Here is a 23,123-nt window from a genome sequence, read left to right on the forward strand (position 1 = left end):
CCGTCAGGAACGGTTCTCCCCCTCGCCGGCAGCGCGACGCACGGTGAGCCCGATCAGTACCGGCATCGCCAGCAGCACGAGCGGTAGCTGGACGAGTGCGCCTGCAATGATCGCGATGGCGAGCGGCTGCAGCATCTGGTCTCCGGATCCACTGATTGCGGCACCCAGAGGCACGAGCGCAAGAATCATCGCAAGCGTGCTCATCAGTATGGGCCTCAGCCGATTGAGCGCCGCCCCTTTGATAGCGTCGCGCGGCGCCAGGGTTTCCCGCAAGGCCTGGTATTCGGAAACCAGGAAGATCGCCATTTCGGTGGCGATTCCTATGATCATTACCATGCCCATCATCGCCGTGATGTTGAGCTCGACCCCCGCGAGCCAAAGGCCTACGAAGACGGCTCCGGTGGAGACGAGCGAGGTAGCCATGATGATGACGGGGATAAGCAGGCTTCGATAAAGGAACATCAAGAGGATGATTTCTGCAACGACGGCTGCTGCGAACACTTTCGTCATGCCGCGCGCGGCCATTTGCTGCTGCTTGTAAGCACCTCCCAGGGAGTAAGTCACCCCGAACGGGATCAGGTCGGGTTTGGCCAGCATGCGCTTGACGGCGGCGATGGTGGAACCAAGGTCGTAAGCACCAGTGGTTTGCGCAGTGACCGCCACAATCTGCCGCAAATTTTTGCGTGTGAGTTGGGGTTGGCCGGAAACAAACTGTGTTGTCGCAACGGAACTAAGCGGGAATATCGCGCCGTTTTGCCCCTGGATCGGCAGGTTGCCGAGCCGATCACGGTAGATTGGGTATTGCGGCGCCTCCAGCCGCAGCCTGACCCCCACGTCCTGGTTCGCGCCCAGATAGCGGGTGACTACAGCCCCATTGAGGTAGTGGTAGATTTGCCCCTCGACCTCGGCCGGCGTTGTGCCCTTGAGAGCGGCGGCTGCCGAATCGACATGGATCTCTATTGCGTCGCCGGCAGGTGTCACGCCACTGTCGATGGAGGCCTGCTCCACGCCAGGCACCTTACCCAGTGCGTCAGCTACCCTTTGGGCAACACCGTCCAGTATGTCCGGATTGCTCGCGCTCAACTCAATGACGACAGGCTGCCGGCGACCCACCATATCGCCGATCATGTCGCTCATCAACTGGTGGGTGTCGAAACTTACGCCGGGCACGAGCCGCGTCACCTTGCCCGAAATATCGTCCATGACGTTCCAGATATCGGGGCGCTTGGAAGAATCGACGAGGCGTACGAAGAAATCCCCCTGATAGGTCTCAGCCAGGTCGCCGCCCAGCCCTGCACCGGTGCGCCGCGAATAGGTTTGGACGTAGGGATTGCTTTTCAGGATGGCCTCGACTTGCTGCAACTCACGGTCGGTTTCGTGCAGTGAGGTACTGGGTGCCGTCTTGTAGTCGAGCACAAACCCGCCCTCGTCCATGCGAGGCAGAAACCCCGTGCCCACATGGCTGTAGCCGATATAACCGACGCCGCAGAGAACGGCTAGCCCCACGGCGATGAGCCATGGTCTGCGAAACAGACTATCGAGCAACCGCGCATGGGTGCGTCGCACCACACCTTCCCTGTTGTGGCCGGGATCCGTCCACTTTGCAAAATCGACCATGCTGCGGGCGAGCAACGGCACGGTGAACGCCGTAAGCAAAAAAGAAATAATTAGCGACGAGGCCATGGTCAATGACAGGTATTTGAAGAATGAGCCTGTCACACCCGAAAGGAACGCCAACGGGATGAAAATGACAACGGTTGCCAGCGAAGAACCCAGCAATGGCGATAAGAACTCCCTCGATGCGTGCAGCACCCCGGCTTTGGGATCTGCCTGCTCCGGGCGGCCCACCCGCCGTGCAATGTGTTCCACCATGACAATCACGTCGTCGATCAGCAAGCCGATCGCCGCGGCGATACCGCCTAGCGTCATGATGTTTATCGTCATGCCGAGGAGCCAGAGGACCAGCACACTGCATAGCACCGACATTGGCACTACGATCATGGCCACTGCAGTCACGCGCCAGTTTCTCAGAAACCAGAACAGTACCCCAGCCGCAAACAGCAACCCGATGGCAATGGCTTCTTCCAGCGCCGCAATCGAAGAGCGCACGAGTTGCGTTTGGTCGTACCACTTATACAGATGAATGGACTTGGGCTGAGTCTTCATGAATGTATTCAGCCGTTCGTCGACCTGTTTGGCAAGCGCCAGGGAGTCGGCGCGATCCTGCTGAAAGACGTCGAGCGTCACGGCCGGCTTGCCGTTGTCATTGACCAGCAGCCATTGCGGAGTGGTTCCCATCTTGACCGTCGCGATTTGCGATAACGGGACGACGCCGCCCTTTCTTGTTCGCACGGAAACTTTGCCTACCGAATCTGCAGAGGTAAACGCCGTATTGCCAACGGCCAGGTAGAGCAGGCCATTGTCTTCGACGTGGCCGACCGATTGCAGGGTATTGGTCGCGGACACTGCTTTCGCGATATCGGGCAGGGTTATGCCATAGTGCTGCAAGACGAGGGGTGAGACCGATACCTGCACTTCCGGCGTCTTGCCACCGAGAATGCCGACGCGTTTTATACCCGGTATGCCTGTAAGCAAGGGCAGCATTTGACGCTGTGCAATTCGGCGCAAGTCGGCCGGCGATACCTTGTCCGAGATCAGTGCATAAGACACAAACGGCATGATGGCATTCGGACTCATCTGGATGGCATCATACGAGGTCCCAGGCGGCAAATTCGGCAGCTTTTGCGCAAACGCCGTATCGATACTCATCAGCGCCTGGTTCATATTGGATCCCCACGGGAAATCCACAAAGATCTGGGCAGAGCCGCGCGATGTCGTGGACGAAACACCCAGGGCGCCCGGGACAGCCCTGGCTGCCGCTTCAAGCGGCTGGGTCACTTCCACCAACATCTGCTTGGCAGGCATGCTTGTGGCGCTTACTTCGATACGGACGCGCGGAAAATCGGTCAGCGGAAACAGCCCGATCGGCATACTGTTTACCGCATAAAGGCCCGCCAGGGTGAGGACAAACGAGACAAATAGAATCGGCAAGCGATGATGATGCAGCCAGGACGTCAGCATTACTTTCCGCTCCCGTCGTGCTGGACTCCGAGCCGGATATTTGCACCATCATCGAGCTGGTAATTGCCATTGAGCACGAGGAGTTGATCGGCCCTCAGTCCGGAACCCCGTATTGCATCCTTATCATCGTGAGTACCCGCAACGAGCACGGGAACTTTGCGTGCTTTTTTTCCGTCGACCTGGACGACGTAGGATTTGCCATGCGGGTCCACCAATATGGCGGCATGAGGCACCACGTACCCACGCGTCTGGCCAACGGTGATCACGGCTTTCGCGGCCTCACCGGGAATCAATTTGTCGGCAGGCAACGAAATGTCCACGGAGACGAGACCTGTCGACGGATCGATAATTGAACTTCGGTGCGACACGACCCCTGTCACATCCTGGCGGCCAACGAGTGCCGTCACTTGCGCCGCATTACCTGCGTTGACCAACATCGCCTCGGGCGGTGTAACGCCAACCCGCAGCGTGAGATCGTCGGCCTTGATAAGATCGATGAGGGGAGTCCCGTTCGACGCAAACATGCCGGGCGAAACGAGCAGGCGCGAAACAATGGCGCGAAAAGGGGCACGCAAAGTCATTGTCCCCGCGGCTCCCTGTGCCTTGAGAGCGCCCAGAGCCGCCCGGGCATCGGACCGTGTTTTCAGGGCATTGGCAAGCTGCTGTGCAGTCGCGAGATGCTGACCGAGCATATCGCGGGTTCGCGCGACCAGTTGTTCGGCATCACGCAGCGCCGATTGAGCCTGGGTGTAGGCGGCGGCCGTCTGCGCTCCCGGTATGAGTTGCAGCAACGGCGCGCCCGGCGCGACCTCGTCGCCTTCATGCGCGTAAACATCGCCCACGGTTTCCGATGTTTGCGCCGTGATGACGTGCCTGGCGGAAGGCAAGGACAGGACAGCGCCATATGCGGTAATTGTATGTGGCAGGTTTCCCTGTCGTATTGCCGTGACCGTAACCAGAACGCTGGGTTGTTCCGCGCCGGGTTGTGCGGCAAATCCGCAGCCCGACCAGACGGCAAGCAAAGCAATGCTGAAGATTGATTGATATTTCATGATTGTCCTAGAGTGTCCAGGGGAGCGATTCGCGTTCGAGGCAGCCCCAGACCCAACTCCAGGTCAAGGGCGATGCGAGTTTCATCAAGGCCGCGCTCCAGATCAAACACTGCCAGGCGCCGGCTCAAAGCGGTTGTCTCGTAATCCATCAAGGCGCGCCCATCGAGGTTGCCTTGTTCGTAAGCCTTGTACGCGGTCGTTGCCTGCCCTTCGGCTGACGCAGCGTTCCGCTCTGCCGCTTCCAGGTGCGAGTTGAAATATTCACTACGCGCATGGAGTGCGAGAATGGTAGCAACCATGCTGTCGAGGCGGCTCTGGTATTGCTCGTGAAGCAGAAGTCTTGTGGCTTTGGCTTGCGCAACTTGGCCCTGATTTCGCTTGAAAATCGGCAAGTCGAACGTCACCGTGGGCCCGCCCGACTTGACCTGGGAGGTATCCGAACCCCAAGAGCCGCCCAGCGCGAATGCCGGGAATTGGCCGAGGATCGCAGTACGCATGCTCTCATCCGCCGAACGGTAGCCGAGCTGCAACGCGACAAGGTCAGGACGCCTCTCTGGTACGCTGGCAATCAAGGCGTCGAGGTTTGGGGGCTGCTTTGCCGTCTGTGGCTTTGCAATGGCAAACCGGGCGCCAGGCTTCATCCCGAGCAGGGTGTCGAGGTCGCTCCAGTTCTTGATCTGCTGCAATTCAAGAGCCGTAATGGCTTGATCGAGCGACGATTTGGACGCAAGAAATGGCGTGAGATCTGCGCGGCTTGCGTTTCCGGCATCAACGGCGCGCCTGACCTGCAAGGCTGCACGCGATATCGGGGCAAGCTTGGCCTTGTTGTGTGAAAGAGCCTGGTTATTCCAGTAGATTCCTACCGCCAGAAGGCGAGCCTTTTGCGCGACCTGCCATTCCTTCCAAAGCAGATCCGCATTGACTTGGGAGACATGCGCCTGGGCGGCAGCGACACGGCTGCGGTACGTTACAAGCGATGCAATGTCCTGGGCCAGAGATGCGGTATAGGCGGCGACCGCACCCGGGCCACTGAGCACGGTGGCATAGCCCAGGCTGATCGAGGGGTTGGGAAGCACCGCGCTCTGTATCGCCGCCGCCTGCGCCAGATCGAACTCGCCGCGTTCAGACCGGAGCTCGGGTGCATTGATTACGGCAAGCATGCCAATCTGCCCCGCCGTCAACGGTTTGCCAACGTCGATGACTTTGGAGTTCGTGCCCGGCATAGGCTCCGGCAGCACATGTCTTATATCGGCGATGTGTTCCGCAAGCCTTGCCCGATCGGGAAGCGGTAGCGGATGGTACGCCGCACAGCCCCCAATCAGTAAAAGACAAGCCCACACACTAAGATGCGATAATGGTTTCATCATGTTCCAGTACTCCAGCAGAAACCTGAGTGCGCACGATTCTTCTTGAAACGACGTGCAATATTCATTGACGGGCTGGGTACGCGGATTTGCCATCCATGCCGAACTGCTCGATGGCAACCAGCATGACAATCACAGCGAGGAACAAGGCGCTGGTCCACATGGCGCCCATTCCGAAACCGCCTTTGGCCTGAGTCAGCAGATCGCCCAACGCGGCGCCAAAGGGGCGTGTAAGAATGTAGGCAATCCAGAAAGTCAGCACCGCGTTTCCGCCCAGGCGCCAGGCGCCATAGGACAGCGCAATCAGTACACCAAAAGCGATGGCTCCCCAGGTAAAGCCCAGACTCAGCGCTTCAGTCGCCAGATCCCCCGCCGCAGTGCCCAGGGCAAAGGTGCAGAGAATCGCGGCCCAGTAGAACAGTTCCCGGCGTCGCGACGTAATGTCATGGATCGACAAGGTGTGTTCCACCCGGTGCCAGACGGCGAAAATCGCCATCAGCAGGACAGCAAAGACCGAAGTGCTGATGGCCAGGCTGACGCCGAACCCATCGGTCAGCAGATCGGTGATCTGCGTACCGACAATACTGACCAGAACGACAGTCAGCCAATAAATCCAGGGCGTGTAGCGGTGTTTGCGCAATTGAGTAATCAAAGCAGCCAGCAGCAGGACGGCCATGACGCTACGGGTCACCCCCTGGCCCGCGTTGACGGCCAGAAAATCGGCACCCGTTTCGCCCACGGTCGTGCACATGATCTTGATGATCCAGAATGAAAGGGTGATTTCCGGAACCTTGATCAGCCAGTTGGCTGATTTATCTGCACGAAATTCGTTCATGATGAATCCCCTGAAATGCGCAAGAATTTGCGTACCGGAGATGTTACGGACGAAGACTTAGCTCACACTGAGGGGCCGATTTGGAATGGCGTCAATCTCCGGACGAGCCCGCCGCCATGAGCAAGGTCTTGGGCTCCAGATAGGCGCTGATGCCCCATTTGCCCATCTCCCGTCCCAGCCCCGAATGCTTGAAGCCACCAAATGGCGCGCGCGGCTCATGTGCCAGCGTGTTGACCAGCACGCGGCCCGCGTCGATCTGGCGTGCCACGCGCTCGCAGCGTGCCGGGTCCGCGCCGAGCACGACGGCGCTCAGGCCATAAGGCGTGTCGTTGGCGATGGCGATCGCATCGGCCTCGCCGTCGTAGGCAATGAGGGTGAGCACGGGGCCGAAGATTTCCTCGCGCGCAATGCGCATCTGGTTGGTCGCGCGGGTGAAGATCGTGGGCTTCACGAACCAGCCTGTGTTCAATCCTTCCGGCCGCCCTTCACCGCCGGACAGCAGCGTCGCGCCTTCGGCCTGGCCGAGCCGGATGTAGCTTTGCACGCGCTCCCATTGTTTCGCGCTCACCATGGGGCCGATGTCGGTCTCGGCCTCACGCGGGTCACCGGACTTGATGCGCGACACCGCTCCTTTCGCGATCTGCTCAAACTCGGCCAGCCGCTTGCGCGGCACAAGAATGCGCGTGCCCGCGATGCAGGCCTGGCCGCTGTTGGCAAAGCCGGCTTGAAGCACGAGGGAAATGATGCCGGCGAAGTCCGCGTCCTCCAGCACCACGGTGGGCGACTTGCCGCCCAGCTCCAGCGTCACGCGCTTCATCGTGGCGGCGCCGGCGCTCACCAGATGCTCGCCCACAGCGGATGAGCCGGTGAACGAGATCTTGGCGATGTCGGGGTGGCGCGTGATTTCTTCACCAACCACATCGCCGCGGCCATTGACGATGTTGAACACCCCTGGGGGCAGTCCCGCTTCGTGCAGCGCCTCGGCCACGATCTGCGTCTGCATCGCGCTCATCTCGCTGGGCTTGATGACGGCGGTGCAGCCCGCCGCCAGCGCGGTGGCGAGCTTGTTGCAGATAAAGCCCGCATTGCTGTTCCACGGCGTGATCAGGCCGGCGACGCCGACGGGCGTCAGGATGACGCGCGCATTGCCGGCCGTCTCCTCGAACGAGAAGGATTCCAGCGCATCGATGGCCTGCGCGATGGCTTCGGCCGGATAGGTCGCCATCCAGTGCGAGCGAACGCGAGGCGCTCCGTACTCGGTCACGACGGCCTCCATCAGCGCGTCCTCCCGCGCCACGATGGCCCGCTGCATGCGCCCAAGCGCGGCCCTGCGTTCTTCGCGCGTGGTGCGTGACCAGGCGGGGAACGCCGCTTTGGCCGCCGCGATGGCGCGCTGTGCATCCTGCCGATTGCCCAGGCGCACCCGGCCAATGACTTCTTCGGTGCTCGGGTTGTGAAGATCGAACCATTCCTGGCCGTGCGGCGTGACGAATTCGCCGTTGATGTAGATGTGCTCTATGCGTCGCATATCGATTCCTTTGAGATTGGGATTCGCGGACCCGGGAGGGCGTGGAGAGTTCTCCTTCCGAGCCGTTATGCAACGAAGTTTAGAAGTGGATTTATATTCTGATAAGCCGTCTAATAGCGTATGGTACATCCCGAAATTCAGGACAATCCATGCACCGCACTGGAATAACCGAGCTTGAAGTAGTTCTGGCCGTAGCGCGCCGCAATAGCTTTCGTGGCGCGGCACAAGAATTGGGAATGTCGACCACGGCAGTGAGCAGCGCGGTCGCTGGGCTGGAGGCGCGCTTGAAAGTGCGCCTGTTCAATCGCTCAACGCGCAGCGTAGCGCTTACGGATATCGGACACCGCTATGTGGAGCGCATCGCACCGGCGCTCGCAGAGATCCGCAGCGCTGGCGAAGAAGCCAGCACCGGGCCGGACGCCCCCAGCGGCACACTGCGCATCAACGCACCGCAGGAAGCGGCGTTCCTGCTGATGGAAACGCTGTTTAACCACTACGCACAGCGCTATCCGCAAGTGCGCATCGACATCGTGAGCGAGTCGCGCATGATCGACATCGTCGCCGACGGTTTCGATGCCGGCATTCGCCTGGCCGAATCCGTTCCGCAGGACATGATCGCCGTGCCGCTCTCCCGCGACATTCGCATGCTTGTCGTAGCAACGCCCGAGTACCTGGAACGCCACGGGACTCCCAAGCATCCGCGCGATCTACTCAAGCACCGGAGCATCGGTATGCGCATGTCCCACGGTGGCGTCTATCACTGGGAACTGGAGCGCAACGGCCGGAAGCTGCAGATGGATTTGCCCGTGCGTCTGGCGCTCAATGAGCTGCCGGCCATCAAGCAGGCCGTGCTGCTCGGGCTGGGCATCGGCTTCATCTCCGAATGGCTTATCGAGGAAGAACTGACATCCGGCGTGCTGGTGCCCGTACTGATCCCGTGGTGCCAACCGTTTGGCGGGCTGAGGCTCTATTACTCAGGCCACCGCTTCGTGCCCGCGCGATTGCGAGCGCTCATCGGCCTGGTTCACGAGCTTGGGCTTGCGAAAGCGTGAACTGCGCAGCACCCGCCTCTCATCAAGTTTCGGCAGGTTCGGCTCGTTCTACAGGAGATCAGCCAGCACCGGCGTGACAACATCGAACAGTGCCGACAGCAGCGCTTCGCCGACCTTCCTTCGCAACATTGACCTGCAAGGCCACACGCGCCACGTCCAAGACGTCCGTGGCCAGCGAATAGCTGCCCCTGGCCTGCAACCAGGCCAGCACGTCCGCAAGGTGCCAGATCGACGCGCTACCCTCATGCACCGGCGCCGGGAAGCTGTTCGGATGGGCCAACATCAGCTTGCGCATGTTCTGCCGCGACACGCCCACGATCTCAGCCACATCGGTCAGACCAACCAAATCCGGCATCACCTCGATGAGCCTAGCCGACGGCGCGGCGCGGCGCACGTCGGCCAGCGCGCTATGCACGGCTTCATCCGCACTGGCCGCTTCGCGCGTGAACTCCAGCGCCAAGCGTCCCGGCTGCCCGATGCCGACCAAGGCATCGTCGCAGCCGGCTTCGCCTAGGCGCTCGACCAGCGCATCCGGGTCGCGGTCGTCCTCGTCGAGTTGGTACTTCAGAGTGAAGGTATATTCCATCGTGCTACTCCTTGGCACCGTCATCAGCCTCGCGCTGCTTGCGGTGCGTAGTGCAGTTGTCCACGACGCGCCGCAAGGCGCGTGCGTGGTTGCCTGGGTTCTTCGGCGTGCTCCATACGCTGGTGATACAGAACTCGCCGCAGCGACACTCCTCATCGTTGTACGGGCAATAAATCCGCCCCCAGGCGTGGCCGCCGCCGACTTCGACACGCCAGCCCTGCCCTTCGGCGTACCTGAGAGCTTCCTCGACCTCTTTCTTCGAATGAAGGGAACGAGCCATCTATAGTCTCCAGTATGGGGGTGATCGGCCAGGTTGTCAAATGACAACCTGGCTGCCGTCTTACGCCATCGCGCTCAACATCAGCACTACCACGTTCTCCGGCATCAGCGTCGGCACGTAGGTCTGCCCGTCGATCCAGACATCGACCATGCTGGAGCCAGCCGCGCAAGTATGCAGCGCCACGAAGGTATCGAGCGCCTGGCGCGACAAATAGACCACATGCGGATAACGCCCTTTCCTCCGTTCCTTCGGGACCGGTAGGCCATCCGGGCATCTGACTGCGCGAACCCCACGCCGGACTGCCGCCGACACGGTATCTTTCTTCTTGCACTTATTGCCTGGTTTCAGATCGCCGCAGCGTTGCCCTCAACTGGGAGGGTGTCGTCCCCTCCCACGTTCGGAAAGCTCGATAGAAAGAATTCGAATCCTCGTAGCCGAGCAGAAATGCCACTTCCGTGACATCCATCTCCGCCCGGTTGAGGTACTCGTGCGCCAGTTCCCGCCGCGCCTCAAGAAGCAACTGGCGGAAGGTTGCGCCGTCATCGATGATTCGACGCTGCAAGGTCCTATCGCTCAACCCGAGCTCGCGTGCCACGGCCGATATCTCCGGCCGATTTCCCGCGAGCATGCGTTTGAAAATCCATTTCACCTGCTCACTGATCGAACTTTGCGCACGGCGCTCTTCAAGCGCGCGCTCGAGCTGCGGATTCAACATGTCAAGCAACTCGGCGTTGTAGGTAAGGAACGGCCGATGGAGATCGGTCGCGTGCAGGACGAGCGCATTGCGTCGCGCTCCGAACGTGATCGGGCCCTTGAAATAGGCTTCGTAAAAGCCGGTTGCCTCCGCGCTGCGTTTTAGCTCGACCCTTTTCGCCGTCACCAAATGCCCTGTGCCGCGACGACCAAGTTCAACGAACGAGACGAAGGCAGCGTCTGTCAGCAGGGGCGGCGTTTCTTCCCGCGCGTGAAGCCATACAGGCTCGATCACGCACTCATCCTTGGTCACCTTGATTTGCAGTTCCTCGGGCGAACACAGTTGCTTGAAGCGAGCAAGGCGGGCGAGGGCATCCCGGTAGTCACGGGCGTAATAGGCCGCCATAGTTGACGGTGGCCGATTGCCAACGTCGATCTGGGTGGCGATTTTCAGGCCCGCGGCCGGATCAGCGGAGAGCTCGCCCACGGCACGCCAGAGTGCGAAGAACTGCGCCGTTGTGACGAAGTTCTTCTTGCCATCGTAAACAGCCAGTGGCAAGCGAGCTTGGCTCAGCACCGCTGCTGGCGTAAGTCCGATCTTAGCGAGCCCTATCCAAAAGGCGTTCGCGGCTTTGAAACGGTCTGGCACGTGGACGGTCATTTTTTTCTCTCACCGGCATTTCGTCTGGAAGCAATCACGCTGTCAGGACATTCCTCGGGTTAGCCGATGATCGCTTTGGGTTCCAGATACTCTTGCAGCCCGAAGATCCCGCCTTCCCGACCGATCCCCGATTGTTTGAACCCACCGAAGGGAGCAAACGGATCGTGACTTAATGTGTTGATCAGGACGCGGCCGGCGGCGAGTTTACGCGCCACACGGGTGGCCCTCTCCGGGTCCGCCGAGCTTACGTAGGCGATGAGGCCGAATTCGGTGTCATTGGCGATTTCAATGGCCTCGGCTTCCGTCTTGTACGTCAGTATCGACAAGACCGGCCCGAAGATTTCTTCCTTCGCGATACGCATGTCGCGGGTGACATTGGCGAACACGGTGGGCTTGACGAAATTCCCACCCTCCAGTCCCTGGGGATGACCTTCCCCGCCGATGACGAGCTCCGCACCTTCCTCGATCCCAGACTTGATGCACTCCTGCACACGCTTGTACTGCTTTATGCTGGCCAATGGGCCGAGGGTGACGCCCCTGTCCCTCGGATCGCCCATTTTGATTTTTTCGACGGCCGCCTTGGCCAATCGCTTCACTTCGTCGAGTTGGTCTTCCGGCACGATCAGACGCGAAGCCGCAATGCAGGCCTGCCCGTTATTCAGGTAGCAGGCGTTGATGGCCATCGGGATCGCCGTGAAGAGATCGGCGTCGTCCAGGATGATGTTTGGCGACTTGCCCCCGAGCTCCAGCGTCAAGCGCTTCATTGTGTCCAGGGAGTACTTGGCGATCAGTTTTCCGATCTGCGTCGAACCGGTGAAAGCGATTTTCTGAATGTCGGGGCTTTTCGTCAACTCCGTCCCGACGACCTCGCCCAGGCCCGTCACGACATTGATGACGCCAGGAGGTAACCCGGCTTCATGAAAGGCGTCCATCAACACTGCCGTTTGCATAGCGCTCATCTCGCTGGGCTTGATGACGACCGTACATCCGGCAGCGATTGCCGGCGCCACCTTGATCGCGATCGAGCCGGCGCTCGAATTCCATGGCGTAAATATGCCCACCACACCGGCCGGCTCCATCACGACTTTAGATGTGCCGACTGTTTTGACCAGGTCGAAATCCCCGAGGACCTTCTTGAAGTGCAGGAAAATTTCCGCCGCGAGGTTGTTGGAGCCCTTTGCGCGGTCCTGCGGTGCGCCGTATTCCACGATCGTCGCCTCAACGAGTTGATCCATTCGCTCGGCCACGGCGTCGTGCAACCGCTGCAGGCAGTCCATCCGGTATTCCTTGCTACTTTGCGAAAAGGTGTTGAAAGCCTCTTTCGCAGCACCGATGGCTTTTCGGGTGTCGATTTCGTCTGCCATGGTGACCTTGCCGATAACCTTGTTGTCGGTCGGGTTCACCAGATCGACGACCTGGGTTCCATGGGGAGTGACGAACTGGCCGTTGATATAGGCGCGATCAAAGGCTCTTACTGGAATCGTGGTTTCATGTGTTTTCATTTGTGCCACCCTTCATGAGGTTTCGGTTTTACCAAGGTCGCTGTATCGCTCAGGACCCGGATCACAATTTCATTGTGGCTCAAAAGCGGGGCAGCGTAACTAGCAAAAGACGCCAATGCTCTTGCAGAACGTGCCAAACGGCTTATTGCTGAGCTACCGCCGGCACAGGCACCGCTCGGCCAGAAAGCCGGCGCGCTCCTGAAGCGCCTCTTTGACCTCGCCACCGAATTCCAAATCGCCCAAGCCCGTACTGCCGCCGATCAACTGCTGATCAAGCCAGGTGGCACCGATCACGCGAGCCTGCCGCTCGCTTGGCAAGTGTGATTTCAACTCCACCGCTACACCGCCGCCCAGGCGCTGTGCGTCGTATTGGCGGCCGCGTTCGACCAGATCGCCAAGGGCACGCCAAGCGCCTTCGGCCGTGCATTCCACGATACCGGCAGCAGCAATAGTTGATCAGGTTCGTAGGGGCGGTAGGTCGTAGGCATGGCGTATTTTAAAACAACAGGCCCCTACCGCCCACACTCCTAGGCCGTTTCGCGCACGGCCAATGCCGCCGCATAGCCGGGCGGAGCCGGCAGCGTGACGAGCCGGCAGGTGCCGAAGCGATCCATCGTCACGGCGCGCGCGTCCACATGTCGGCCTTGGTGCATCAGGCCGATATCCAATCTCGGAAATTCCAGCCGCAACCCCTGCCCCACTGCCTTGGCCACCGCCTCTTTGCCTGTCCATGCGGCGAAAAAGGCCGACGCCCGATCTACATCGGGCAAGGTTTGCCACAGTGCCGCTTCAGATCGCGACAGCACCATTCGCGCCAACGATGCCAATTCAGCCGAAGCGCGAAATTTTTCTATATCCACCCCCACCTCGTAGCCGTTCGCAACGGCCAGCAGTGCATAGTCGCCTGAATGCGCAACGTTGAAGTGCCAGCCCGCCTCGTGCACCAGCGCGGGCTTGCCGAACTCACCATAATCGAATCCGATATCGGTCGCCGGCCTACCCAGATACTCGCCCAGCAGCAACCTGAGTACGCCGCGCACTTGCACGAATTGGTTCCGCGCCCAGGGCACCCGAAATGCATCGGCTCGCGTGCGTTCGTCCTCGGTAAGCAAGGGCCACAAAGCCGCCAGCAGATCATCACCGACGGTCAGCGACAATATCCAGACATGGCACGATCCCGCCGCCAGGCTTCCAGGCTCTATGCCGAGGCGTGCGATACCCGCAGCCGCATGAGCGCTGATTTGGTGCAACTGGATTGAACCTTGATTGAAAGACGAAAAATCGTTCATAGAAGCACAATATCACGCTCCCTAATGATCGTTGGCATCGGGCAATAACTGTTTGCAGCGATGTTGTTGGACGTTTCAGGCAAAATGCGCTGGGAACCGCATGCTCACCTTCACGACCGACTGAAATTGAAAACGAAATCATGCCGCAGCGGCGTCCATGACCATTGAAAGAGCGGACAGTGCAGGCCCGAAACGCGCAGGCGGCAGGTACCCAAAGCCCAGCCGGAATACACGGCTGCTTTCGCCAAACCATGTGCCGGATGCCAGTTGCAAGTCATGACTTGGCAGCAGGTTCCAGAAACGCGAGACAGCAACTTCGTCGAATGCGTCGGAGCGCAGGCGCAGGCAACACAGCGCGCCCGCGTCGGGGCGCACCCACTCGATACGCTCGTGTTCGCTCTCGCACCAAAGCGCCAGTTCCTGGAGAGCACCGGCGAGCAACCGGCGTCGCGATGCGAGCACGCCTTCCCTGTTGCGCAGAAGCGCTGTGGCGAGCGTCTCGTCAAGAACCGATCCCGAGATCACAGTGTTCATTTTGGCGACGGCCAGACGCTCCCGAAGATCCGCGTTCGCCACAGTGAGCCAACCCGTCCGCAGGCCCGGCGCACCGAGCGCCTTCGATACCGACGCGCCGGTAACGATACGTGAATCGAGCCCCGCGAAACTCTCAACCACCGCATTGTCGCCATAGGCGGCCTCTCGATAGGTTTCGTCGATGAAGAGTATGGCTTCCGGAGACCGCCTTTCCAGCAAGACAAGGAGCTTCTCGATGTCAGCCCGAGACGTCTGGATACCACTTGGATTTTGTGGCGAAGCGATACTGACCAGCTTCGTTTTCGGCGACAGACTCGCGTCGATCTGGTCCAGATCCAACCGATAGCCATTCTCGAACGACAGCTTGATCTCGCGGACGCTAACGCCGGCACCGAGAAGGCAATCGCGGCTCGGCGGAAAACAGGGTGTCGCGAAGACAGCCTCGTCGCCGGACCGGCAAACTTCGAAAGCGAGAAGAAAAAGACCGAGCGCGGTGCCCTGTGTCGCGATGATGTGCTCGGCTGGAATGTTGCAGCCCTCGGCAATTGCCTCGCGAAGCGCGACCGAACCAGCGGATGTGCCGTAGCCGAGCTTCAGATTGCGGATAGGCTCGAGACCAGCCATGTCCATGAGTTCGCCGACCGTCAGGTCCTGCGACGTGCTCTCCGCCAAGTTGAACGGCCGATTCACGTCGAGAAGTGAAATGATCTCGTTGCGAGGGAATCTCCCGCGCCATTCCGGAGGATTCGATCCGCTGAGGCCAGACGGTTGTCGTTCATCGAAATTCGGTTGAATGCCCTGCATGCTTTTACCTTGCATTTGCGGTGAATTGTTTGTCAGACGATCCGTTACCGGCAGCCAAACGGCTATTCCGCCATAGCCCTGACAGCAGTTATAGCCGTGTGCAGCACCCCGGCTCCTGCAGACGCGATCGCAACGCATGCATCGTAGTACCAACCAGTCGACCATAACAGTCACAATTTTCTGCGAAACAGACCATCACAATTTTCTTTGACGAACCGGGACATCGCATCGATAATCACGGATTACACCGTTATGTACGCTTCCATGGACACGCCCACCCCATACCGCTACGAGCGGTTTGCCGAGCTCATCGTAGGCATGATCAACAATGGCGCGCTCGCAGCGGGCGTGCGTCTGCCATCCGTGCGCGCCGTCAGCGAACAGCACCGCATCAGTATCTCTACGGTCCTACAGGCGTATCGCCTGCTCGAAGATCGCGGCATCCTGGTCGCGCGGCCGCAGTCAGGCTTTTACGTCGCAGCCTCGCGCCGCGGCGCACTCGCGCTGCCTTCGGTTTCGCGACCGCGCGCGAAAGCGTCGACCGTGTCGATCAGCGGAGCCGTCGCGGCATTGCTCGAGCACGCATCGAACCCGGCGCTGGTGCCGCTCGGCTGCGCCGTACCCGACGCGGCGCTGCTGCAATCGAAGCGGCTCGACCTCGCGCTCGCGCGCGCCGCACGTCGACACGGCACGCGCTACAACGTCTATGGCACGCCGCAAGGCGACCCGCGGCTGCGCCGCGAAATCGCGAAGCGGGCGATACGCTTCGGGTACACACTATCGCCCGACGACCTGCTCATCACGAACGGCTGTACCGAAGCATTGACACTTGCACTCACCGCCGTCGCCAAACGGGGCGATTCGATTGCGATCGAATCGCCCACTTACTTTGGTCTCCTGCATACTCTCGAAGTACTTGACCTGAAGGCATTCGAGCTGCCGACCGACCCGACGCGCGGCATCGAGGTTGGCGCGCTCGCCCGCCTGCTCGATACGGAACCGGTGGCCGCCTGCGTACTGTCATCGAATTTCAACAACCCGCTAGGCTGCGCAATGGCCGAAGCCGACAAGCGGGCGCTCCTCGCGCTGCTCGCGCGGCATGCCGTGCCGCTGATCGAAGACGACGTCTACGGTGACATCCACTTCAGTCGCGAGCGGCCAAAACCCTTCATCGCGCTCGACGGCGGCGCCAACACAATCTATTGCAGTTCGTTCTCGAAAAGCCTTGCGCCCGGGTATCGGATCGGCTGGATGGTAGCGGGCGCCTATACACAGCAGGTGATGGAACGCAAGCTGGCGTTCAGTCTCTGCGGCCCTGTCTTGCCTCAGGTCGCGCTCGCAGATTTTTTGGAGAGCGGCGCATACGATACACACTTGCGCAGCATCCGACGCATCTTCGAAAAAAACCTCGGGCGCATGACGCATACGATCGAGACAAGCTTCCCGACCGGCACGAAAGTGAGTCGACCAGCAGGCGGATTTATGCTCTGGCTGGAACTGCCAAGACGCCTCGACTCGCGCGCACTCTTCGACGAAGCGCTCGAACAAGGCATTTGCTTCGCGCCCGGCGACGTATTCTCCGCAAGCCGGCGCTTTCGCAATTTCCTTAGGCTGAGCGCCGGGCATGCCTGGAACGACCACATCGAAGACGGCGTCCGCCGACTGGGGCGGCTCGCGCAGGCGCTCATCGAGGGCTGAGCGAGGCAAGCCGGCCGCGAGCCCGCCTTACCGAACTTCTGAGATGGCGGCTTCAGCTGATTCCTTCTTGAAGCCGAAATCCAGGACCAACACGCGAGAAAATGCTTGCCTGAACGCCGCGCCGCATTTCCCCGCCGAAGCCATCATCAGGTTACTCAACCTTGATGTTGTTCTTCTTGATGACATCCGCCCAGAGTACCGTTTCCGATTCGATGGTGGCGGCCAACTGCTGTGGTGTGCCACCCCCGGGTTCGATGCCAAGACCTGCGAATTTATCCTTGATTTCGGGCTTTGCAAGCAAGGACGTGGCTTTTTCGTTCAACAGCGTAACAACGTTGTCCGGTGTGCCTGCCGGCGCCATCAGTGCATACCTGGAGACAGCTTCGAATCCGGGTATGCCCTGTTCGGCGATCGTCGGAACTTCGGGAAGCAGTGCCGAGCGCTTCAGGCTGGCGACCCCGATGGCGCGTAACTTGCCAGCCTTGATGTGCGGCAGCACCGAAGAGATCTGGCCAAACATCATCGTGACCTGGTTGCCGAGTAGATCGTTGACTGCCGGTGCCGTGCCCTTGTACGGTACGTGGAGCAGACTCACATTGCCAGTCAGTGCCATCAATTCGCCGGCCAGATGTGCCTGGCTACCGACACCCGAAGACGCAAAGCTCAGCGCCCCTGGTTTCGCAGCAGCAAGTGCGAGCAGTTCTTTCAGAGACTTGGCAGGCGTCGATGCGTTGACGACCAACACACTCGCGACGGTTGCCAGCATCGATACGGGTGCAAAGTCGGCCGCCTTGTAGGGAAGATTGGAGTACAAGGGCGGATAAACGGAGACGCAGGCGACCGGGACGATCCCGAGGGTATGGCCATCGGGCTTCGCCTTGGCTATTGCATCGACACCGATGATGCCCGAGGCACCTGTCTTGTTCTCAACTATGAACGGTTTGCCGAATTTCTCCGTGAAATCTTGCGCGATGATGCGGCCCACTAAGTCGGTCGGACCCGCCGGCGAGTAGGGAACGATCACGCCAACTGTTTTTGACGGATAGCTTTGAGCTGTCGCGGCAAGAGGGACGCCTGCAGACAAAAGCAGGACGGACAATGGACGCAGGATAGACAACAGGCGTTTCATGAGCAGATTTACTCCAAGGTTGGGATCGTGCAAAATACTTCTCCAAGATGCTTTCTCAATGGGCTTGCTATACGTATCTCGCGGCAGGTGGTTCATGGATGCTGAGCAACGCTGGTTTTGGCGGATTCCGTCGCTGCCGGCCCGCCAATCTCTGGAATGAGCTTGAGCCGAAGAAGCTCGGCCTCAAGCTCCACTCGACTCAGCGGGCCCTTTGCGAACATGTTGGGCGGCAGCGACGAGCGCAAATGGTAGTCGAAAACTTGATTGGCATAGACTGGGATCGGTGTCGGCCCTTTCGCAGCGCGGAGGCGCTCGATGTCGACCAAGCCCCAAATAGCCGTATCGGGGAGATGCGACTCCGCAATCAGCTCGCCGCGATAACCGATCACGCGCGACGAGCCGGAATCCCCAATCGTCGTGTCTTTCACTGCGTATCCCGTATTTACAACCACACAATAAACGATGTTCTCCATCGCCCGCGCTCGGTCCATCTGCACCCAACCATTGCTCTCTGGCTCGTTGGTCGATCTGATAATGACTTCCGCGCCATTGGCCGCGAGCTGGCGCGCGATCTCAGGTGTCGTAATTTCGTGGCAGGCGGACATCGCGAGATTGCCGATCTCGGTTTTCGCGACGGGAAAGAGCGTCTCGCCGACCGAGCGGCCGTCGCTGAACAGTTCCATGTAGCGATCCAACACGTCGTTTGGACTTGTATAAATCGTGAGCACACCACTGCGTTGCTTATGGCGCTTGTAAACGAGTTCACCGGTCGGTCCAAAAATGAACATTGTGTTCATACAATGATCGGGAAATTCCGGTAGCTTTTCAAGAGCCTGAGCCGCAATGAATATTTTGTTTCGCTTAGCTGCTGCGCGCAGTGGCTCGATTTCTGGTCCTGGAATCTCGATCGCGACGTCCTGGCCTCTGATGCGACCGTGAGCAATTTGGCGACAATCGGTAAAGGCATATTCTGCAAATGCCACCAGACGGACACCACCGTTCCCGCGATTTATCAGCCGACGCCCTATCAGAAACACCATTTCGTCGATGAGACCGGCAACACGCTCGACATTGTCCTTTACATCCTTGCGGTTTTGCGCCTGGTAAACGGGCGGTTGCATGCACACGGTCAGATACGGCTTAAGCATGAGTTAACTCCTTTTTCAATAAACTGTGGATGGTGGATGGACAAGCTTCCATGTTGTGATGGTCTGAAGGATTTGCTGCCTTACATCTAGGCTGTTGGTGCAGTGGTTGTTGCTGCCCCTATCGGCCAAGCGGAGCGATGCCATAGGGTCGCCAACGACGCGGGACATATCGACGACCCGTAGGCCGGAAAGCAACTGCATACTTATATCTCCATTGACTCGATCAATCAGATCTGCGTCCATGCTATATGAGACTAGTGATATTGTATTATCATACTTTTTCACATAGTGATTACCAGGGGTAATAGAGTGAATGGAATATCGCTCGACACAGGTCGAGTGGCTTCGAGACTCCGATTAAAGGACCTTCAATTGCTACTCGCGTTGGAGCAAACGGGTAGCCTGCGAGCCGCAGCCGAGGTGTTGAATGTGACGCAGCCCGCGCTCACTAAAGCCCTTCGCGAAATTGAGGGCGCTTTCAACACCACCTTTTTCACTCGCAGCCAGCGTGGAGTCACTCCGACCCTGCAGGGGCGGGTAGTAACCCGCGGCGCACGCATAATGCTGCAAACATTGGACTCGACTCATAGGGAAATTGCAGATGTACGCCAGCGCTTCACGAGTGTGCGGCTAGGCATGCCGCCCTTCGTGGCGCACGGGCATTTCCCTGGGCTGATGAAGGTGTTTCTACAGAGCGACCCTCCTGTCAGCGCCCGCGTTGTGGAGGGAGCAGTCCATGACTTGCTTGAGAGGTTGGTTTCGGGGGATCTTGATGCACTGATCACACCTTACGTCGGTGCACCGGTTCCTGAATCGGCTTGTCGGTTAGTTTATGAACCGCTGCTTGAATGCCGCTACGTCGCCATTGTGTCCAATCAACACAGGTTTGCCCGCACGTCGGTAGTCGACCTAAGGGAACTAGTGACTGACCGTTGGATTATGCCTTCCGATCAGTCACTGTTGCGGAAATCGCTACATACTGCCTTCCAATTGGCTGGAGTGACTCCGCCAACGCCGGTGGTTGAGGTTGACGACCCCATTAGCCACATCAATCTGGTCGCAGCAGGTATTGGCATAGGGTGCGTAGCCACGTCTTCGATTTGCAGTACCGGTGCTTCGACTGTTTCAGTCTTGCGAACCAGACCGGAAATCCCTAAGACAACGGTCGCGTTCATCTTTCGCGCCGACGATCATAGCGACAAACTCGAGCTGATCAAGAACCTGGTGTCGGACTATTTTAGTAAGACACGAACTTAGAGGGTAATGGGGCAAACGAGATGGAACCGGCAGGCGTAACGACCAGATGCAGGCCATCCCGACCATTCACCTTGTAGAGCTTTTCCCTGGGCTTGAGGTTTCATGGTATCGACCTCTATATCAGGTGCCTGGCCGTACCAGACGCGGGATCACTCCCACTCAATCGTAGCCGGCGGCTTGCTCGACACGTCATACGTCACTCGATTAATCCCCCGCACCTCATTGATAATGCGGCCGGACACTTTCTTCAGCAAGGAATAGGGTAATTCCGCCCAGTCGGCGGTCATGAAATCCGAGGTTTGCACGGCGCGCAGGGCCACTACGTAATCGTAGGTGCGGCCATCGCCCATCACCCCCACCGACTTGACGGGCAAAAACACGGCAAAAGCCTGCGAAGTCAGGTCGTACCAGTTTTTCCCGCTGACCGGATCCACGGTCTTGCGCAGCTCTTCGATAAAAATCGCGTCGGCGCGGCGCAGCAGTTCGGCGTATTCGTGTTTGACCTCGCCCAGTATGCGCACACCCAGGCCCGGCCCCGGGAAGGGATGGCGATACACCATGGCGGGCGGCAGGCCCAGGGCCACGCCCAGCTTGCGCACTTCGTCCTTGAACAGCTCGCGCAATGGTTCCAGCAGCTTCAAGTTCAGGGTGTCAGGCAGGCCGCCCACATTGTGATGCGATTTGATGGCAGCGGCCTTGCCGGTTTTGGCGCCGGCTGATTCAATCACGTCGGGGTAAATGGTGCCTTGCGCCAGCCAGCGCGCGTGGCTGAGTTTGCCCGCTTCGACTTGAAAAACCTCGACAAATTCCTTGCCTATGATTTTGCGTTTGGCCTCGGGGTCGGCCACGCCTACCAGCTTGCCCATGAATTGGGCGCTGGCATCGACATGGATGACCTTCATGCCAAAGTGGTCGGCGAAAGTCGTCATGACTTGCTGGGCTTCGTTCAGGCGCAGCAGGCCGTGATCGACAAACACGCAGGTAAGCTGATCGCCGATAGCCTTGTGTATCAGCGCCGCAGCCACAGACGAATCAACCCCACCCGACAGGCCCAGAATGACCTGGTCGCGACCGACCTGGGTGCGTATGCGCTCGATCGCTTCAGAAACGTAATCGGGCATGTTCCAATCGCCGGTGCAGCCGCAGATGTTGCGCACAAAGCGCGTCAGCATCGCTTCGCCCTGTATGGTGTGGGTGACTTCGGGGTGGAACTGTACGGCATAGAATCCACGTTCCTCATCGGCCATGCCGGCGATGGGACAGGAATCGGTGGAGGCCATCAGCTTAAAGCCTGGCGGCAGTTTGGTGACCTTGTCGCCATGGCTCATCCATACCTTGAGCATGCCATGGCCTTCGGTGGTGATGAAGTCTTCAATGCCTTCGAGCAGGCGCGTATGGCCACGCGCGCGCACCTCGGCATAGCCGAATTCGCGGTGATCCGACCACTGCACCTTGCCGCCCAACTGCATGGCCATGGATTGCATGCCATAGCATATGCCCAGCACCGGCACGCCTGCCTTGAATACGCCGGCGGGCACCTTCATGGAGTCGTCGGAATAAGCCGACGCATGGCTGCCCGACAGGATAATGCCCTGCAAGCCCGGCTGGTCATCGATAAAAGCATCGTCGACGTCGCCGGGATGAATTTCGCAATACACGCCGGCTTCGCGCACGCGGCGGGCAATAAGCTGGGTGACCTGTGAGCCGTAATCGAGAATGAGTATTCGCTGGTGCGTAGACATGGATTAAGAAGACGCCACTAAAATAAAAAATGGAAATGAACCGTTAATGTAACGTATCGGCCCAGGCAAAATGTCCATGCCACGCGACATTGTCGATATTTATTGCGATACTGTCGGCAAATCCGCATCAACATTCCGCGAGACACACCATGCCTGTACCGCCACCCACTATAAAAACCTTTGTACTGGTTCATGGAGCCTGGCACGGCGGATGGTGCTGGGCTCAGGTGGCGCAGGCGCTGCGCGCCTTCGGGCACCGGGTCTACACGCCCACCCTGACTGGTCTGGGCGAACGCAGCCATCTGCTGGGCGCCAACATCACGATCGATACCTTTGTGCGAGATGTGGAGAACGTGCTGGTTTGGGAAAACCTGCACGACGTTATTTTAGTTGGGCACAGTTTTGGCGGCCTGACCATTACCGGAGTCGCCGACCGCGTACCGCAGCGCCTGCAACAACTGGTGTACCTGGACGCCTTTATTCTGGGCAGCGGCGTGAGCACGTTTGACTCCCTGCCCTCGGCCACCGTCGCCAAAATGCGCGAAGCGGCGCGCGAATTCGGCCAGGGGCTGGCCCTGCCCGCCCCCAAGCCCAAAGCCTTCGGGTTGACTGAAGACGCCCATATGGACTTCGTGGCCAAGCGCCTGACGCCCCAACCGCTAGCCCCTTACGAAACCGCCCTGCAGTTGAACCACCCGATCGGCAACCGCCTGCCGTGCATTTACTGGCACTGCACGGCGCCCTCTTACGCTCCGCTCGAGGGCTCGCGGCAGTGGGTCAAGGCGCAAGCCGACTGGGGCTGGGCCGAAATGGCTACCGGCCACGATGCCATGGTGGCGGCCCCGGAACTGGTGGTTAAGCACCTGCTCGAACTATAAAATGGCCTGG

18 protein-coding genes and 2 pseudogenes are annotated in these 23,123 nt (G+C 59.4%); 4 read left to right on the plus strand and 16 right to left on the minus strand.

Going from position 1 to position 23,123, the window contains the following annotated elements:
- Positions 1-3 precede the first annotated feature (3 nt).
- The 5 genes from EDC26_RS17390 to EDC26_RS17410 all read right to left on the minus strand — a co-directional run bounded on the left by EDC26_RS17390 (position 4) and on the right by EDC26_RS17410 (position 7,860).
- Complete coding sequence (locus EDC26_RS17390) at positions 4-3,081, minus strand: efflux RND transporter permease subunit (protein ID WP_132585002.1); 3,078 nt, start codon at positions 3,079-3,081, stop codon at positions 4-6.
- Complete coding sequence (locus EDC26_RS17395; RefSeq protein WP_132585004.1) at positions 3,081-4,133, minus strand: efflux RND transporter periplasmic adaptor subunit; 1,053 nt, start codon at positions 4,131-4,133, stop codon at positions 3,081-3,083. Before EDC26_RS17395 ends, EDC26_RS17390 begins: the two co-directional genes overlap by 1 nt.
- On the minus strand, positions 4,130-5,500 hold the full coding sequence (locus EDC26_RS17400; RefSeq protein WP_165931063.1) for a TolC family protein: 1,371 nt from the start codon (positions 5,498-5,500) through the stop codon (positions 4,130-4,132). Before EDC26_RS17400 ends, EDC26_RS17395 begins: the two co-directional genes overlap by 4 nt.
- A gap of 61 nt (positions 5,501-5,561) precedes the next feature.
- Complete coding sequence (locus EDC26_RS17405; protein WP_132585008.1) at positions 5,562-6,332, minus strand: COG4705 family protein; 771 nt, start codon at positions 6,330-6,332, stop codon at positions 5,562-5,564.
- A gap of 91 nt (positions 6,333-6,423) precedes the next feature.
- Entirely contained in the window at positions 6,424-7,860 is a 1,437-nt protein-coding gene (locus tag EDC26_RS17410) for an aldehyde dehydrogenase family protein (protein WP_132585010.1), read from the minus strand.
- Positions 7,861-8,009: 149 nt separating this feature from the next.
- On the opposite strand from EDC26_RS17410, the gene EDC26_RS17415 reads away from it, so the two are divergent.
- Entirely contained in the window at positions 8,010-8,912 is a 903-nt protein-coding gene (locus EDC26_RS17415) for a LysR family transcriptional regulator (protein ID WP_132585012.1), read from the plus strand.
- Positions 8,913-8,970: 58 nt separating this feature from the next.
- Here the strand turns inward: EDC26_RS17415 and EDC26_RS17420 are convergent, their stop codons facing one another.
- The 8 genes and pseudogenes from EDC26_RS17420 to EDC26_RS17455 all read right to left on the minus strand — a co-directional run bounded on the left by EDC26_RS17420 (position 8,971) and on the right by EDC26_RS17455 (position 15,261).
- On the minus strand, positions 8,971-9,498 hold the full coding sequence (locus tag EDC26_RS17420) for a helix-turn-helix transcriptional regulator (RefSeq protein WP_132585014.1): 528 nt from the start codon (positions 9,496-9,498) through the stop codon (positions 8,971-8,973).
- A 4-nt stretch (positions 9,499-9,502) separates the two neighbouring features.
- Positions 9,503-9,778 carry a hypothetical protein gene (locus EDC26_RS17425; protein ID WP_132585016.1) on the minus strand — a complete coding sequence of 92 codons (276 nt, stop codon included), beginning with the start codon at positions 9,776-9,778 and terminating at the stop codon, positions 9,503-9,505.
- A gap of 60 nt (positions 9,779-9,838) precedes the next feature.
- Positions 9,839-10,033 (minus strand): annotated as a pseudogene (locus EDC26_RS17430) (hypothetical protein); the annotation flags it as partial.
- Between the two features lie 76 nt (positions 10,034-10,109).
- Positions 10,110-11,132, minus strand: a complete 1,023-nt coding sequence (locus EDC26_RS17435) for an AraC family transcriptional regulator (protein WP_132585018.1) — start codon at positions 11,130-11,132, stop codon at positions 10,110-10,112.
- Between the two features lie 59 nt (positions 11,133-11,191).
- Positions 11,192-12,634, minus strand: a complete 1,443-nt coding sequence (locus EDC26_RS17440) for an aldehyde dehydrogenase family protein (RefSeq protein WP_132585020.1) — start codon at positions 12,632-12,634, stop codon at positions 11,192-11,194.
- Positions 12,635-12,790: 156 nt separating this feature from the next.
- Positions 12,791-13,075: pseudogene (locus EDC26_RS17445) on the minus strand (DUF3363 domain-containing protein); the annotation flags it as partial.
- An 86-nt stretch (positions 13,076-13,161) separates the two neighbouring features.
- A complete protein-coding gene (locus EDC26_RS17450; protein WP_132585022.1) occupies positions 13,162-13,923 on the minus strand; it encodes a 4'-phosphopantetheinyl transferase family protein in 762 nt (253 codons plus the stop codon).
- A 138-nt stretch (positions 13,924-14,061) separates the two neighbouring features.
- Positions 14,062-15,261, minus strand: a complete 1,200-nt coding sequence (locus tag EDC26_RS17455; RefSeq protein ID WP_132585024.1) for a pyridoxal phosphate-dependent aminotransferase — start codon at positions 15,259-15,261, stop codon at positions 14,062-14,064.
- A 252-nt stretch (positions 15,262-15,513) separates the two neighbouring features.
- Between EDC26_RS17455 and EDC26_RS17460 the strand changes: the two genes are divergently transcribed.
- The gene (locus tag EDC26_RS17460; RefSeq protein WP_243700970.1) at positions 15,514-16,959 is read left to right on the plus strand and encodes an aminotransferase-like domain-containing protein; all 1,446 of its coding nucleotides are present in this window, start codon (positions 15,514-15,516) and stop codon (positions 16,957-16,959) included.
- A 151-nt stretch (positions 16,960-17,110) separates the two neighbouring features.
- Here EDC26_RS17460 and EDC26_RS17465 read toward each other — a convergent pair whose 3' ends face one another.
- Both EDC26_RS17465 and EDC26_RS17470 read right to left on the minus strand, forming a co-directional pair.
- Positions 17,111-18,088, minus strand: coding sequence for a Bug family tripartite tricarboxylate transporter substrate binding protein (locus EDC26_RS17465; protein WP_132585028.1), 978 nt, complete (start codon positions 18,086-18,088; stop codon positions 17,111-17,113).
- Positions 18,089-18,180: 92 nt separating this feature from the next.
- Positions 18,181-19,236 (minus strand): nitrilase-related carbon-nitrogen hydrolase, encoded by a 1,056-nt coding sequence (locus EDC26_RS17470; protein ID WP_132585030.1) that lies wholly within the window; start codon positions 19,234-19,236, stop codon positions 18,181-18,183.
- Between the two features lie 339 nt (positions 19,237-19,575).
- On the opposite strand from EDC26_RS17470, the gene EDC26_RS17475 reads away from it, so the two are divergent.
- Positions 19,576-20,493: a LysR family transcriptional regulator gene (locus tag EDC26_RS17475; RefSeq protein WP_279432690.1), complete on the plus strand. Its 918-nt coding sequence runs from the start codon at positions 19,576-19,578 to the stop codon at positions 20,491-20,493.
- A 149-nt stretch (positions 20,494-20,642) separates the two neighbouring features.
- On the opposite strand, the gene guaA is transcribed toward EDC26_RS17475, so the two are convergent.
- On the minus strand, positions 20,643-22,235 hold the full coding sequence (guaA, locus tag EDC26_RS17485; RefSeq protein ID WP_132585034.1) for a glutamine-hydrolyzing GMP synthase: 1,593 nt from the start codon (positions 22,233-22,235) through the stop codon (positions 20,643-20,645).
- Positions 22,236-22,384: 149 nt separating this feature from the next.
- On the opposite strand from guaA, the gene EDC26_RS17490 reads away from it, so the two are divergent.
- A complete protein-coding gene (locus EDC26_RS17490) occupies positions 22,385-23,113 on the plus strand; it encodes an alpha/beta fold hydrolase (protein WP_132585036.1) in 729 nt (242 codons plus the stop codon).
- Positions 23,114-23,123: the final 10 nt, after the last annotated feature.

It is taken from the genome of Paralcaligenes ureilyticus (assembly GCF_004346225.1).
Lineage (GTDB): Bacteria > Pseudomonadota > Gammaproteobacteria > Burkholderiales > Burkholderiaceae_B > Paralcaligenes > Paralcaligenes ureilyticus.